The sequence below is a fragment of the Frankia sp. AgB1.9 genome (assembly GCF_016786355.1).
In the GTDB taxonomy this organism is placed as follows: Bacteria; Actinomycetota; Actinomycetes; order Frankiales; family Frankiaceae; genus Pseudofrankia.
The window spans coordinates 1-13259 of record NZ_JADWYX010000064.1 but is presented as its reverse complement, the minus strand read 5'-3'; the positions used below and the strand labels follow the sequence as shown (position 1 = coordinate 13259).

Here is a 13259-nt window from a genome sequence, read left to right as displayed (position 1 = left end):
ACTCGCGGCGCTCACCATCAGGTACCGGCAAACGGATTGAATACTGGGATATCGAAGGAGACGAAATCCTTGACATTGCGGGTGACCAGAGTCCATCCGTACGTCTGCGCGGTGGCGCCGAGGAGGGCATCGACTGTGGACACGGGGTCGACCTCGCCAGTCTGGCCCCACCGGCGTGCGATCTCGACCGAGACAGGCACGATCCGACCCGCGAACCCCTCGGCTATGGCAGCCAGCCAGTCGGCGTAATACGCGGCCTGCCGATCATCACGGCGTCGGCGCAGCTTGGCAATTCCCAGTTCGATCTCTCCGATGGTGAGCGCGGAAAGATGCAGGCGGTCGGCTTCGACAGAGCCGATCCAGGCGACGACCCCGGTGTCTGGGCGGCTCTTGCGGGTCTCGGAGATGATGTTCGTGTCGAGCAAAAGGTCACCGCTCGTCACCCCCGCCGACCTCAGGAAGATCGACAGGACGCGGCTTGTCGGCGCCCCGGTCCCGCTCGATCTCATCCATGATCGCGGACATCTCATCGCTGAAGTAGGGCGGCCCCAGCAGGACCGACCTCAGGTCACGGCGCCGACCGGTAAGCCGGCGATACTCATCGATATCGATGACGACGAAGGCATCGTGACCGTGCTGCGAGATCGTCTGGGGACCGTCACGAGACACGGCACGCAGCATCTCGCCGAACCGCTGCTTCGCCTCCTGGACCTGCCATCGCACGAAGGCCTCCCCCGGCGGGAATCTGTCCTGCCGAGACAGCATAGGAAAGGCCACCTCCTCCGCTAGGCCTTCACCACCACGAACCCGATACCGACACGACCCACTGTCGACTGCGACAGTGTCGATGTCAACAGTACCCCATTTCCGACGGATCTCACATACAGGCCATCGGGCACCGTCGCCGCCAGGTTGGACTCATACCTGGTGGCCCCCGGGTCCGGATGGTTCCCCACCCCCAACGCATGACTGGGCCCGACTCCGAGCCCACGCGGGTCGGTTCCGCGCAGGTCAGTCAGATGACGCATGCGGGCCGATCATCTCGCGTGGTGGGGGGTGATCAGCCTAGGCTGACGCTTCGTATCGCTGTGCCGCCGCGGTTCGCGGCAGTGCACGGCGCCGAGCTGGGCAGGGAGGCGCGGCCAGGTGCGGATCGGGATGCAGCTGTCGTACGGCGGTGGGTTCGCCGAGGCGGTCGAGGAGCTCGCGGACTACGAGAAGGCCGGCCTGGACATCGTCTTCGTGGCCGAGGCGTACTCGTTCGACGCCGTCAGCCAGCTCGGCTTCCTCGCCGCCCGGACCGCGCGGATCGAGCTGGCCGCGGGCATCCTGCCGATCTACACCCGGACCCCGACGCTGACCGCGATGACGGCCGCGGGCCTGGACTACGTCTCCGGCGGCCGGTTCACCCTCGGGCTCGGCGCCTCCGGCCCGCAGGTGATCGAAGGGTTCCACGGCGTCCCCTACGACGCGCCACTGGGCCGGACCCGAGAAATCATCGACATCTGCCGTGCGGTCTGGCGCCGGGACCGGCTCGAGTACCAGGGCAAGCACTACACGCTGCCGCTGCCGCCCGAGCAGGGCACCGGGCTGGGCAAGCCGCTGAAGCTGATCAACCACCCCGTGCGGACCCACATCCCGATCTTCATCGCCGCGATCGGGCCGAAGAACGTCGAGCTCGCCGCGGAGAAGGCGGAGGGCTGGCAGCCGTTCTTCTTCCACCCGGGGCGGGCCGGCGACGTGTGGGGCGCGTCGCTCGCGGCCGGGAAGGCGAAGCGCGATCCGGAGCTCGGCGAGCTCGACGTCGTCGTGCAGGCGCCGCTGGCGATCGGCGACGACGCCGAGAGCTGGCTGGACCTGATGCGCCCGATGTTCGCGCTCTACATCGGTGGCATGGGCGCCAAGGGCAAGAACTTCTACAACAGCCTCGCCCAGCGCTATGGGTACGAGAAGGAAGCAGCTCTCATCCAGGACCTTTACCTCGATGGGAAGAAGAAGGAAGCCGAGGCCGCCGTTCCGGCGGATCTGCTGCGGGCCACGGCGCTGGTGGGCTCTGAGGGAGGGGTCCGCGAGAAGCTCGCCGAGTATGCCGAGGCGGGTGCCACGACGCTCAACGTCACCCCGCTCGCGCCGGACCATCGCTCCCGCGTCGCGCTGGTCGAACGGCTCCGCGACTGGATCGGCTGAGCACGCCGCCCGCGCCGTTCTCGCGGCCCGCACAGCTCAGGCGGCTCAGGCGGCAGTTGATCGCCGATTTGGCCCTGAAGTGGTTGCGATCCGGCCTGCCCTACGACCAGTTCAGGGCTGAAACGGCGATCATGGAGGCGTGACGGGGGCAGGCGGCGAGGGTTCCTCCGCTGCATGCGCGGCTGGTTGACTGCGGGTGACCGCCGGACAAGCGTATGGCCGCCAGACTGTGGATCGCAGCCGCGCAGAGGATAGCTGCCGGACTGCGGGTGACCGCCGGACAGGGGATGGCCGCCAGCGTGCGGATCGCAGCCGTGCAGGGGACGGCTGCCGTGCAGGGATGGCCGCCGGTCGCGAGGGTGCGGGTGGCCGCAGGTGTCGCGTGCGCGCCAGGGCGTATCGGGCCGCTCCTTGATCCGCCGCGGGTAGCCTGGCTACCGTCCGAGCGACGAGAGCCAGGAGCGCGCGATGACGATGCCGAGTGACATGCGAGCGTTCAACCTCGAGGTCATCGAGCAGTTCAGGGCGAACGGCGGACAGCTCACCGAGGGGATGATCAAAGGCTCGCGGCTGGTGCTCCTGACCACCGTCGGCGCCAGGTCCGGCGCGGAGCGGACCACGCCGCTGGCGTTCTTCGAGGACGGGCCGGGCCGGATCGTGCTCTGGGCGGCCAACAACGCCGCGCCGACGCACCCCGACTGGTACCTCAACCTGGCCGCCAACCCCGTCGTGACCGTGGAGCTGCCAGGCGCGAGCGGCACCGTCGACCGCTACACCGCCGTGGCCTCGACCGCCGAGGGCGTCGAGCGGGAGCGGCCGCTGACCGCCCTCGCGACCTTCAACCAGCGGATGCGCGACATGCAGAGCCAGGTCGAGCGCGAGATCCCCCTCGTCGTCATCGAAGGCGCCTCCCGCTGACCCTGGGCGCAGCCCTCCCGCCGGCCTCCCGCAACCTTCGGCCGCCCGGCACCGCACCGCGCACCACCTGCGCACCCATGATCGCCGTTTCGGCCCTCGGGTGGTTGTAAAAACGCGCTGGTCACGACCACGCCAGGGCCAAACCGCCGATCACCACCGCCAGACGATCACCACCAGCCAGACGATGGCCGCGGGCCGGCGACCACGGCAAGCCAGGCGATCCCACCAGCCAGACGATCACCGCCAGCCGCCGGCCGGCTGTGCCGGGCCGGGGCCACGCTGGACCGCCGCGGCCCGGCGGGGGCCGCACCGGCCCGCGCCGGGGCGGACCGGTCCGGCCGGGGCGGGCCGGCGTGGCGGGAGCGGGGTTACGCCAGGTTGGCGATACCGCGGCGTTCGACGAGGACGCGCATCGACTCGTCGCGGTCGCGCTCGATGTGGGCGTACGCGATGGCCTCGGCGACGCGTTCCTTGCCGGACTCGATCGCGCTGAGCAGCTCCTCGTGGCCGTCGAGGGCGTCGTCGGCGTCGAGGTCTGAGGTCAGGTAGAACAGCCACATCATCCGGCCGGTCACCGAGCGCATGACCGAGCGCATGAGGGTGTTCGCGGTCAGGTCGACGACCACCTCGTGGAACTCGGTGCTGTCCGCGGCGATCCGGTAGGCGTCCCTGGTCCGGACGCCCTCGCGGGAGCGTTCGAGCACGTCGCGCAGCGGCCGCGCCGACCGGCCGAGGCCGACCTGGCGCGCGGCGAACCGGGCCGCGCCGACCTCCATGCACAGCCGCAGGTCGAACAGCTCGTGGGCCATGCCCAGGGTCCACGTGTTCACGACGGCGCCCCGGCGGGGCAGCGTGCGCACGAAGCCGTCGACGGCCAGCAGCGGGACGGCCTCGCGCAGTGGCACCCGGGAGACGCTGAGCTCCTCGGCCAGGCGCTGCTCGGCCAGGCGGGTGCCCTGTGGGTACCGGCCGCGGATGATGCCCTCGCGCAGCTGGTCGTAGATCCGCCGGGACAGCGACTCCCCCGGGCCCTTCGGGTCCTGGGCCACTGGATCCTGGGCTACTCGATCCTGGGCAGCCGGATCCTGCGCGGGCACGTCGGCCGTGATCGGCGTGACCATCGGTGTGGGGTCTCCTCCCGCTGTCCCAGGCTGCCTGGTGGCTCCATGGTCGCATCCCGGCCGCGCCGGCGGACGATCAGCCGACCGCCGCCACCGGTCAGCCCGGCCTAGCAACGCTAACCCGCCAGAGCCCGGTCCGGGCGTGAGACGGAATACCGTTTTCATGATCGTTAATGCTAGATCCCCGCGCTACCGGGAACGTAGCCCAAACTTTTCTCGACCGAAACACCGAGTTGTATACCGTTTCGCCTCGTGGACCTGATGCGGACGATGCCCGGCCGAGCCGCCGGACCGGCCGCCACCCGGGCGGTGGCGAGCCGGTGAGCGCGCCGCGGACGATCATGATCGTCAACCCGAACACCACCGCGTCGATGACCCGGGCGGTGCTCGCCGGCGCCGAGGCGGTGGCCGGCCCGTCAACCCGGCTGGTCGAGTCGACCGCGGCCCGCGGGGTCGAGTCGGTGGAGAGCAACACCGACGAGGTGTGGGGCGCGCTCGCAGTCCTGGAGCAGGTCAGGGCCGGCGAGGCCACCGGCGTCGACGGCTATGTGATCGCCTGCTTCGGCGACACGGGCCTGCCGGCGGCGAGGGAGACCGCCCGCGGCCCGGTCGTCGGCATGACGGAGGCGGCGCTGTTCACCGCGGCACTGCTGGCCGCCCGGTTCAGCGTCGTCACGCTGCCGCCGCGGACCCGGGAGCAGTCGCACCGGGTGCTGCGCGAGACCGGCCTCGCGCACCGGGCGACCGTGCGCGCGATCGAGGAGCCCGTCGCCGAGGTGCACGGCGGCTCGCTGCACCTGTTGGACGCCGTCGCCGCCGAGGCGGCCGACGCGCTGGCCGCCGACGGCGCCGAGGCGATCGTGCTCGGCTGCGCGGGCCTCGCCGACCTCGTCGGCCCGCTGACCGACCGGCTCGGCGTGCCGGTGGTGGAGGGCGTCGCAGCGGCGGTCACCATGGTCGAGGGGCTGCTCGCCCAGCGGCTGTCGACGTCCCGGGTGGCGACCTACGCGCCGCCCGACCGGCTCGGGCCGGTGCTCGCGTGAGCGCGGCCTCGGCACCCGTGCCGGCTGGCGCCGCGCCAGACCGGCGCACCGCGACGACCACGATCCTGTTCCGCGACGTGCTCGTCTACGACCGCGACGCCCCCGGGCACGCGACCGGCCCGACCGACGTGCTCGTCGTCGGCAACCGGATCGCCGCCGTCGGCACCGACGCGACCCGCCCGGGCCGCCCGAACCCGGACCGCGTCGTGGCTGGTCACGGTCACCACCTGCTGATCCCCGGGATGATCAACGCCCATTTCCACTCGCCGGCGAACCATCTCAAAGGCGACCTGCCGAGCATGCCCCTCGAGCTGTTCATGCTCTTCGAGACGCCGGCCGACGCGGAACCGCCGAGCCCGCGCGAGGCCTACCTGCGCACGATGCTGGCCGCGCTGGAGATGCTGCGGACCGGCACCACGTCCGTCCAGGACGACGCGTTCATCATGCCCTGGCCCGAACCGGAGATCATCGACGCGGTCCTCGCCGCCTACCGCGACTGTGGGATTCGCGCCGCCGTCGCGCTCGACCAGCCGGAACTCGCCGAGACCGAGAAGCTGCCGTTCCTCGACGGCCTCGCCCCGGCCGAGCTGCGGGCCGCGCTCGACGCGCCAGGACCCCGGTCGCGCGACGAGCTGCTGGAGCTCTACGGGTACCTGTTCGACACCTGGCACGGCGCCGCCGGCGGCCGGCTGACGGCCGCAGTGTCGATCTCCGCGCCGCAGCGGGTCAGCCCCGAGTACTTCGCCGCGCTCAACGAGCTGTCCGCCCGCCACCACGTCCCGCTCTACGCGCACATGCTGGAGACGAAGACCCAGCGGGTCCTCGCGGACGCCCAGCCGCGGTTCGCCGGCCGCTCGCTGGTCCGGTATACCGCCGACCTGGGCCTGCTCAACGCCCGCACGAACGTGATCCACGCGGTGTGGACCGACGACGCGGACCTCGACCTGATCGCCGCGGCCGGTGCGGTCGTCGTGCACAACCCGGTCAGCAACCTGCGCCTGGGCAGCGGGGTGATGCCGCTGCGGGCGATGCTCGACCGCGGCATCCCGGTGGCCCTCGGCGTCGACGAGGCGATCTGCAACGACGCCGCCGACCTGTGGAACGTCGTCAAGCTCGCCGGCCTGATCCACAACGTCACCGGCCTGGACAGCGAGCGGTGGCCGGCGCCGGCCGAGGTGCTCGACGCGCTGTGGACCGGCGGCGCCGCCGCGATGCTGCGCCGGGGCGAGCTCGGCCGGATCGTGCCCGGGGCGCTCGCCGACCTGGCCCTGCTCGACCTGCGCTCCCCCGCGTTCACGCCGCTGAACGACCTGGCCGGCCAGCTTGTCTACTGCGAGTCCGGCGGCAGCGTCGTGCTGACCATGGTCGACGGCGTCGTCGTCGCCGAGCACGGCACGGTCACCAGCGTCGACGAGGCGGCGCTGCTCGCCGAGGCCAGGGAGCTGTTCGCCGCCGCCCGTCCCGGCCTGCTCGCCCGCCGGGCCGAAGGAGCGCGACGGCTGTATCCGACGTACCAGCGGATGGTCCGCCAGGCGGCCGCCGTCGACGTCGGCATGACGAGATGGGTGGGCAGCCGATGACACGCCGCTACGACTACGACCCGATCACCTCGCCGTCGCCAGGGAGCTGGCCCGGCGGGCGCCGCCTGGCCGTCTACGTGGCGATCGGGGTGGAGGACTACCGGGCGGGCGAGGGCCACGTCGAGGACCTGCTGCCGGACGTGCCGGCGCCCGACCTGGTCAACGGCGCCTGGCGTGACTACGGCAACCGGGTGGGGGTGTTCCGCCTGCTCGACCGGCTGGGCTCGCTCGGCATCCCGCCGACGCTGCTGCTCAACACCCAGGTCTACGACGCGGCCGCCGCGGTCACCGACGCGGCCCGTACGGCCGGCGCGGAGCTGGTCGGGCACGGGATCTCGAACTCCGACTCGCTCGCCGACCTGCCAGCCGGCCAGGAACGCGACTACCTCGACGCGGTCGCCAGCCGGATCGAGAAGGAGGAGGGCGCCCGCCCCGGCGGCTGGTCGAGCCCCTGGCTCACCCACACCCCGGCCACGATCGACCTTCTCGCGGCCACCGGCTACCGCTACCTGCTCGACCTGCGCGCCGACGACCGGCCGTTCTGGCTGCGCACCACGACCGGCCCGCTGCTGTCTATCCCCTACGCCCTGGAACTGAACGACTCCAGCTCGGTGATCGGCCGTCACGTCGACGCCTCGACGTTCGCCGACATGATCGTCGACGAGTTCGACGAGCTGTTGAGCGCCGATGACGGGCCGCTGGTGATGAGCATCGTGCTGCACTCGTTCATCTCCGGGGTGCCGTTCCGGCTGCGCCAGGTGACCCGGGCGCTCGCGCACATCGCGGCCCGACGCGACCGGGCCTGGCTCGCCCGCCCGGGTGAGATCCACGCCGCGTTCGCCGCGTTGTGCCCGCCGCCCGCCGGTACCGGAGGCCGCGATGGCTGAGCCCACGGTGACCGGGACCGCCGTGACCGGGACCCTGGCGGCCGAGACGTTGGCGGCCGGGCCGGTGGCGAGCGTACGCGGGCTGACCGTGTCGCTGACCCGCAACGGGGTGACGTCGCCGGTGCTGCGCGGCGTCGACCTGGAGATCGCGCCCGGCGAGATCGTCGGCCTGGTCGGCGAGTCCGGCTCGGGCAAGAGCGTGCTGGCCCTGGCCCTGATGGGCCTGCTCCCGGCGGCGTCCCGCCCGGTGGTCGACGGTGAGATCCGGGTCGCCGGCACCGACGTCGTGCACGGCTCACCGGCCGAGCTGCGCCGGCTGCGCCGCCAGAACCTGGGCGTCATCTTCCAGGACCCGATGACGTCGCTGAACCCGACAATGCGAGTCGGCCGGCAGATCACCGAGGTCAGCCGCGACGAGGCCGAGGCGGTCCGGCTGCTCACCGCCGTCGGTGTCCCCGAGCCGGTCCGGCGGCTGCGGGCGTTCCCGCACGAGCTGTCCGGCGGGCTGCGCCAGCGGGTGATGGCCGCGATCGCGCTGACCGGCACCCCGGCGCTGGTGATCGCCGACGAGCCGACGACCGCGCTCGACGTCACCGTCCAGGCGCAGCTGCTCGCGCTGCTCGGTGAGCTGCGCGACGAGCTCGGCTGCGCGGTCCTGTTCATCACCCACGACCTGGCCGTCGCCGCGCAGCTCACCGACCGGATCGCGGTGCTCTACCAGGGCCGGCTCGCCGAGGTCGGCCCGACCGGCGACGTGCTGCACCACGCCGCGCACCCCTACACCGCCGGCCTGCTCGGCGCCCGCCTCGACCTGGACACCCCGCGGACCGGCGCGCTGCGGACGCTGCCCGCGGAGGCCGGCGACGTCGCCGCCCGGCTCACCGGCTGCGCGTACCACACCCGCTGCCCGCTGGTCGTCGAGCGGTGCGCGACCGACCAGCCGCCGATCGAGCGTTTCCGGCCGCACCACCTGCGGGCCTGCTGGCGCCCGGCGGCCGACGTCGCGCCGATCGTGGCCGCGCCGCCCACCCCGGTCCATCCGGCCGCCGCCGCGAAGGCGGCGCTCGCGGCCGAGCCGACCGGTGCGCCCGTCGTCGAGATCCGTGGCCTGCACTGCCGGTTCACCGCGAAGAGCGGCCGGGGCCCCAAGCACGTCGTGCACGCGCTGCGCGGCGTCGACCTCGATGTCCGCGCCGGCGAGGCGGTTGCCGTCGTCGGCGAGAGCGGGTCGGGCAAGTCGACGCTGCTGCGCGTCATCGCCGGCCTGACGAAGCCGACCGACGGGACCGCGGTCGTGCGCGGCGGCGCGCAGATGGTCTTCCAGGACGCCGGCTCGTCGCTGACCCCGTGGCTGTCGGTCGGCAGCCAGCTGCGCGAACGGCTGCGCCCGCTGCGTCTGGGCAAGGCCCAGACGGCGGCGCGGATCACCGAGACCCTCGGGCTGCTCGGCCTGCCCGACGCGGTGCTCGCCGCCCGGCCGGCGGAGCTGTCCGGCGGGCAGCGCCAGCGGATCGGCCTGGCCCGCGCCGTGCTCGTCCCACCGGCGGTGCTGCTGTGCGACGAGCCGACCAGCGCGCTGGACGCCTCGCTGGCCGCGACCGTGCTCGATCTCATCCGCGACCTGCGGGCCCGGTTCGGGATGGCCGTCGTGTTCGTCACCCACGACCTGGCCGTGGCCCGGCTGATGGGCGACCGGATCGCCGTCATCGCCGACGGCGAGGTCGTCGAGACCGGCGCCACCGACACCGTCCTGACCGCGCCGGCGCACGAGCGCACTCGGGCGCTGCTCGCCGCCGTACCCCGTCTGGATCATCGCCCGCTTGATGCCGTGGAGTCCGCATGAGCACGGTCGCCACCCTGCCCACCCGGTTCGGCGTCGACGTCGCCGGCCGGCTGCGCCGGGGCCGCTCGTACTGGGTCGACCGGGCGCTCGTCGGGCTGCTCGGCCTGGTCACCCTCGTCGCGCTGCTCGCGCCGGTCCTCGCGCCCTACAACCCGGTGTCGCCGGTCGGGGACCTCGACCTCGCGCCGCTCTCGCCGCACCACCTGCTCGGCACCGACTCGATCGGGCGCGACCTGCTGTCCCGGGTGCTGCTCGGGATGCGGGCCAGCTGGCTGTCGGCGCTGCTCGTCGTCGCCGTCGGCCTGGTCGTCGGCGGGACGGTCGGCCTGATCGCGGGCGCGGCTGGCGGCTGGGTCGACGCGGTGCTGATGCGGACCACCGACCTGTTCCTCGCGATGCCCGGCGCGCTCGTCGCGATCGCGATCGTCTCCGCGCTGGGGCCGAGCCTGCTGCACACCCTGATCGGGATCTCGCTGGTCTGGTGGCCGTACTACGCCCGGATCATCCGCGGCGAGGTGCGGGCGCTCGCGGCCCGGCCCCACGTCGAGGCCGCCCGGCTGGCCGGCGTCGGCCGGGTCCGGATCGTGGTGCGCCACCTGCTGCCCGGGGTCGTGCCGAGCGCGGTGGTGTCCGCGAGCCTGGACATCGGCAACGTGATCCTGCTGCTCGCCGGCCTGTCGTTCATCGGCCTGGGCCAGCAGCAGCCGGCACCCGAGCTCGGCGCCGACACGGCGAGCACCCTCGACCAGCTGCTCGGCCAGAAATGGGTCCCGATCATTCCGGGCCTCGCCGTGCTGGCCCTGACGCTGATCGCGAACCTGAGCGGGGACGCGCTGCGCCGGCTGCTGGGAGGCCGGTCATGAGACGGTTCGCGCTGCACCGCGCCGGGATCGCCGTCGGGCTGCTGCTCCTGCTGCTGCTGGTGCTGTTCGTGCTCCAGCACCTGTCCGACTCCGACCCGGCCGCCGCCTACCTGGGGGCCAAGGCGTCACCCGGGCAGATCGCCGAGGTCCGTCACCGGCTCGGCCTGGACCGGCCGCTGTTCGAGCAGTACTTCAGCTACGTCGGCCACGCCGCCCACGGCGACCTGGGCACGTCGCTGCGGACCCGGCGCTCGATCGGCACCGACCTCGCGGACTTCTTCCCGGCGACGCTGGAGCTGGTCTTCGCCGCGTTCGTCCTCGCGGCGCTGCTCGGCGCCGGCTACGCGTTCTCCGGGGCGCTGCGGGTGCGCGGCAGCGCGCCGGTCCGTGGGCTGCTGCTCGTCGCCGCGTCGGCGCCGGTGTTCCTGCTCGGGGTGCTCGGGATCGTCGTGTTCTACGCCGACCTCGGCTGGCTGCCGGCGGCCGGGCGGGGCGCGGACACGTCGTCGCCGACCGGGTTCCTGCTGCTCGACAGCGTGCTGCACGGGAATCTTGGGCTGTTCGGCCAGGCGCTGCGCCATCTGCTGCTGCCAGCGCTGGCGCTGGCGATCGCCCCGGCCATCGCGATCGGGCGGATCCTGCGCTCCAGCGTCGAGACCACGCTGCGCGCCGACCACGTCCGCACGGCGCGGGCCAAGGGCCTGCGCGAGAGCGCCGTCGTCGCCCGGCACGTGGCCCGCAACGCGGTCGGGCCGGCGCTGTCGATGTCCGGCCTGCAGCTCGGCTCGATGTTCGCCGGCGTCGTCGTCGTAGAGAAGATCTTCAGCTGGCCCGGGATCGGCTCCTACCTGGGCGACTCCATCGCCAGCGGCGACTTCCCCGCGATCGCCGGGGTGACGTTGCTGCTCGGCGCCATCTACATCGTCGCCAACGCCGTCGTCGACGTGCTCCAGACCCTCGCCGACCCACGCCTGGCCCTCTAGACCCCGGCCGGCCCTGCGAACGCCGCCGTCCCCTGAACCCCGCCTCACGCCCCCGGTCGACAACGCCCGTCGACACCCGCCCCGCCCGTCCGCCCTCCGCTCGTCTGATTGGACCTTCACCCATGAATCGCACCCTCGGACGGCGCGCGGCCAAAACCGCGGCCGCCGCGGTCGCGGCCGTGCTCGCGGCCACCCTCGCCGCCTGCGGCGGCGGCAGCTCGTCCTCGGCCAGCCCGGCCAGCAAGCCGCCGACCGACGGCACGCTCACCGTCGGCCTGCTCGGCGACATCGGCATGCCACCCGACCCGGCGACCTTCTACGCCGGCAACGGCATCGCCATCATGAAGAACGTCTACGACGGCCTGGTCACCTACGCGCCCAACACCGACCAGGTGAAGATCGCCCCGCAGCTCGCGACCTCGTGGGACGTCAGCGCCGACAAGCTCACCTACACCTTCCACCTGCGCTCGGGCGTGACGTTCCACGACGGCACCCCGTTCACCTCGGCGGCCGTCATGCCGTCGATCGCCCGGATGGCGTCGATCAACGGCGGCCCGGCCTACCTCGCGGCGATCGTGGCCTCGGTTGACACCCCGGACGACCTGACCGCCGTGGTGCACCTCAAGTCGGCGAACTCGGCGTTCCTGAACTACCTGGCCTCGCCGTTCGGCCCGAAGATGCTCTCCCCCACCGGCCTCAAGGACCACGCGGGCACCGACCAGGCGCAGACCTACCTGAAGACCCACGACCTGGGGGCCGGGCCGTACGAGCTGACCACCGCCGAGGTCGGCCGGCTCTACGTGCTGACGCAGTACGCCAAGTACTGGGGCGGCACCTCGCCGTTCAAGACGATCCGGCTGCCCGTCTACACCGACGTCTCGGCGCTGGAGCTGGCCTTCGACAAGGGGGACGTCCAGCTGCTCGTCAACGCGCTGCCGTCCTCGGCGATCCCGCGTTACGCGAGCCGCCCGGTCGACAACTACTTCCTGCCGATGATGGCGACCGCGCAGATCACCACCAACCCGAACAAGGACTTCTTCGCCACCCAGCCGGCCCGGATGGCGTTCCTGCAGTCGATCAACCAGAAGCAGCTGGTCTCCCAGGTCCTCGGCGACAAGTTCGCCACACCGGCCACCACCAGCTACGCCCGCGGGATGCTCCCCGCCGGCACGGACAAGCAGGACATCACCTATGACCCGTCGGTGATGGCGGCCTACGCGAAGACCGCGACCGACAAGAGCCTCACCGTCGGCTTCCAGACCAACCAGCCCAACGGCCAGAAGATGGCGAACATCATCGCCGCGGCCCTGCAGGCGGACGGCCTCGACGCGAAGGTCCAGGGCTACACCACCGACCAGGTCTTCTCCTGGTCCGAGGACCCCACCAAGGGCCCGGACACCTTCATCGACGCCTCCAACGGCCCCGACGGCGGTGACCCCTACATGTGGGGCCACGTCTTCTGGGACAAGTCCGGTGGCATCGACTTCCTGCAGTGCGACGTGCCGTCGGTCAACACGACCCTCGACCAGGCCGTCGCCACCGGTGACACCAGCCTCTACGTGAGGGCCGCGCAGGAATACACGAAGAACGGCTGCTACTACCACCTGTCCAACAACAACGACTGGATCCTCGCCCAGAAGTGGATCACCGGGATCGCCGAGGCGCACAACATCGGCGCCTTCGAGGTCGACTTCTCCAAGATCGGCATCGCCAAGTCCTGACCCCACCGGCCCGCCGCCGCCGCCGCCCCCCGGCGCCGCGCGGCCGCCGGCCGCCCCGCCCCCCCGCCCCCCACGAGGTACCCCTCATGGCCCTGGCGGGGCCGGGCTCCGGG

The 13259-nt window shown here is 72.4% G+C and carries 12 protein-coding genes; 9 read left to right on the top strand and 3 right to left on the bottom strand.

What is annotated here, in order from left to right; translation table 11 throughout:
• Nucleotides 1-17 precede the first annotated feature (17 nt).
• On the bottom strand, nt 18-443 hold the full coding sequence (locus I6A60_RS24040) for a type II toxin-antitoxin system VapC family toxin (RefSeq protein WP_203021432.1): 426 nt from the start codon (nt 441-443) through the stop codon (nt 18-20).
• A complete protein-coding gene (locus I6A60_RS24035; RefSeq protein ID WP_203021431.1) occupies nt 430-723 on the bottom strand; it encodes a type II toxin-antitoxin system Phd/YefM family antitoxin in 294 nt (97 codons plus the stop codon). The genes I6A60_RS24040 and I6A60_RS24035 overlap by 14 nt, the downstream gene beginning before the upstream one ends.
• Before the next feature lie 423 nt (nt 724-1146).
• Between I6A60_RS24035 and I6A60_RS24030 the strand changes: the two genes are divergently transcribed.
• Nucleotides 1147-2187, top strand: coding sequence for an LLM class F420-dependent oxidoreductase (locus I6A60_RS24030; RefSeq protein WP_203021430.1), 1041 nt, complete (start codon nt 1147-1149; stop codon nt 2185-2187).
• 468 nt (nt 2188-2655) lie between these two features.
• A complete protein-coding gene (locus I6A60_RS24025) occupies nt 2656-3105 on the top strand; it encodes a nitroreductase/quinone reductase family protein (RefSeq protein ID WP_203042681.1) in 450 nt (149 codons plus the stop codon).
• Between the two features lie 368 nt (nt 3106-3473).
• On the opposite strand, the gene I6A60_RS24020 is transcribed toward I6A60_RS24025, so the two are convergent.
• On the bottom strand, nt 3474-4226 hold the full coding sequence (locus tag I6A60_RS24020) for a GntR family transcriptional regulator (protein ID WP_203021428.1): 753 nt from the start codon (nt 4224-4226) through the stop codon (nt 3474-3476).
• Nucleotides 4227-4546: 320 nt separating this feature from the next.
• Between I6A60_RS24020 and I6A60_RS24015 the strand changes: the two genes are divergently transcribed.
• From I6A60_RS24015 to I6A60_RS23985, 7 genes are all read left to right on the top strand, one after another.
• The gene (locus I6A60_RS24015; protein ID WP_307873836.1) at nt 4547-5269 is read left to right on the top strand and encodes an aspartate/glutamate racemase family protein; all 723 of its coding nucleotides are present in this window, start codon (nt 4547-4549) and stop codon (nt 5267-5269) included.
• The gene (locus tag I6A60_RS24010) at nt 5266-6849 is read left to right on the top strand and encodes an amidohydrolase family protein (RefSeq protein ID WP_203021427.1); all 1584 of its coding nucleotides are present in this window, start codon (nt 5266-5268) and stop codon (nt 6847-6849) included. The genes I6A60_RS24015 and I6A60_RS24010 overlap by 4 nt, the downstream gene beginning before the upstream one ends.
• Nucleotides 6846-7736: a polysaccharide deacetylase family protein gene (locus tag I6A60_RS24005; protein ID WP_203021426.1), complete on the top strand. Its 891-nt coding sequence runs from the start codon at nt 6846-6848 to the stop codon at nt 7734-7736. Before I6A60_RS24010 ends, I6A60_RS24005 begins: the two co-directional genes overlap by 4 nt.
• Nucleotides 7729-9579, top strand: a complete 1851-nt coding sequence (locus I6A60_RS24000; RefSeq protein WP_203021425.1) for an ABC transporter ATP-binding protein — start codon at nt 7729-7731, stop codon at nt 9577-9579. Before I6A60_RS24005 ends, I6A60_RS24000 begins: the two co-directional genes overlap by 8 nt.
• On the top strand, nt 9576-10442 hold the full coding sequence (locus I6A60_RS23995; protein ID WP_203021424.1) for an ABC transporter permease: 867 nt from the start codon (nt 9576-9578) through the stop codon (nt 10440-10442). The genes I6A60_RS24000 and I6A60_RS23995 overlap by 4 nt, the downstream gene beginning before the upstream one ends.
• Complete coding sequence (locus I6A60_RS23990) at nt 10439-11425, top strand: ABC transporter permease (protein ID WP_203021423.1); 987 nt, start codon at nt 10439-10441, stop codon at nt 11423-11425. The genes I6A60_RS23995 and I6A60_RS23990 overlap by 4 nt, the downstream gene beginning before the upstream one ends.
• 122 nt (nt 11426-11547) lie before the next feature.
• A complete protein-coding gene (locus I6A60_RS23985) occupies nt 11548-13146 on the top strand; it encodes an ABC transporter substrate-binding protein (protein WP_203021422.1) in 1599 nt (532 codons plus the stop codon).
• The last annotated feature ends 113 nt before the right edge of the window (nt 13147-13259 follow it).

Excerpts from the sequence above, each read along its gene's own strand:
- I6A60_RS24025 (WP_203042681.1), top strand. The coding sequence starts at position 2,656 with ATGACGATGCCGAGTGACATGCGAGCGTTCAACCTCGAGGTCATCGAG.
- I6A60_RS24020 (WP_203021428.1), bottom strand. The coding sequence starts at position 4,226 with ATGGTCACGCCGATCACGGCCGACGTGCCCGCGCAGGATCCGGCTGCC.
- I6A60_RS24005 (WP_203021426.1), top strand. The coding sequence starts at position 6,846 with ATGACACGCCGCTACGACTACGACCCGATCACCTCGCCGTCGCCAGGG.
- I6A60_RS24000 (WP_203021425.1), top strand. The coding sequence starts at position 7,729 with ATGGCTGAGCCCACGGTGACCGGGACCGCCGTGACCGGGACCCTGGCG.
- I6A60_RS23995 (WP_203021424.1), top strand. The coding sequence starts at position 9,576 with ATGAGCACGGTCGCCACCCTGCCCACCCGGTTCGGCGTCGACGTCGCC.
- I6A60_RS23990 (WP_203021423.1), top strand. The coding sequence starts at position 10,439 with ATGAGACGGTTCGCGCTGCACCGCGCCGGGATCGCCGTCGGGCTGCTG.
- I6A60_RS23985 (WP_203021422.1), top strand. The coding sequence starts at position 11,548 with ATGAATCGCACCCTCGGACGGCGCGCGGCCAAAACCGCGGCCGCCGCG.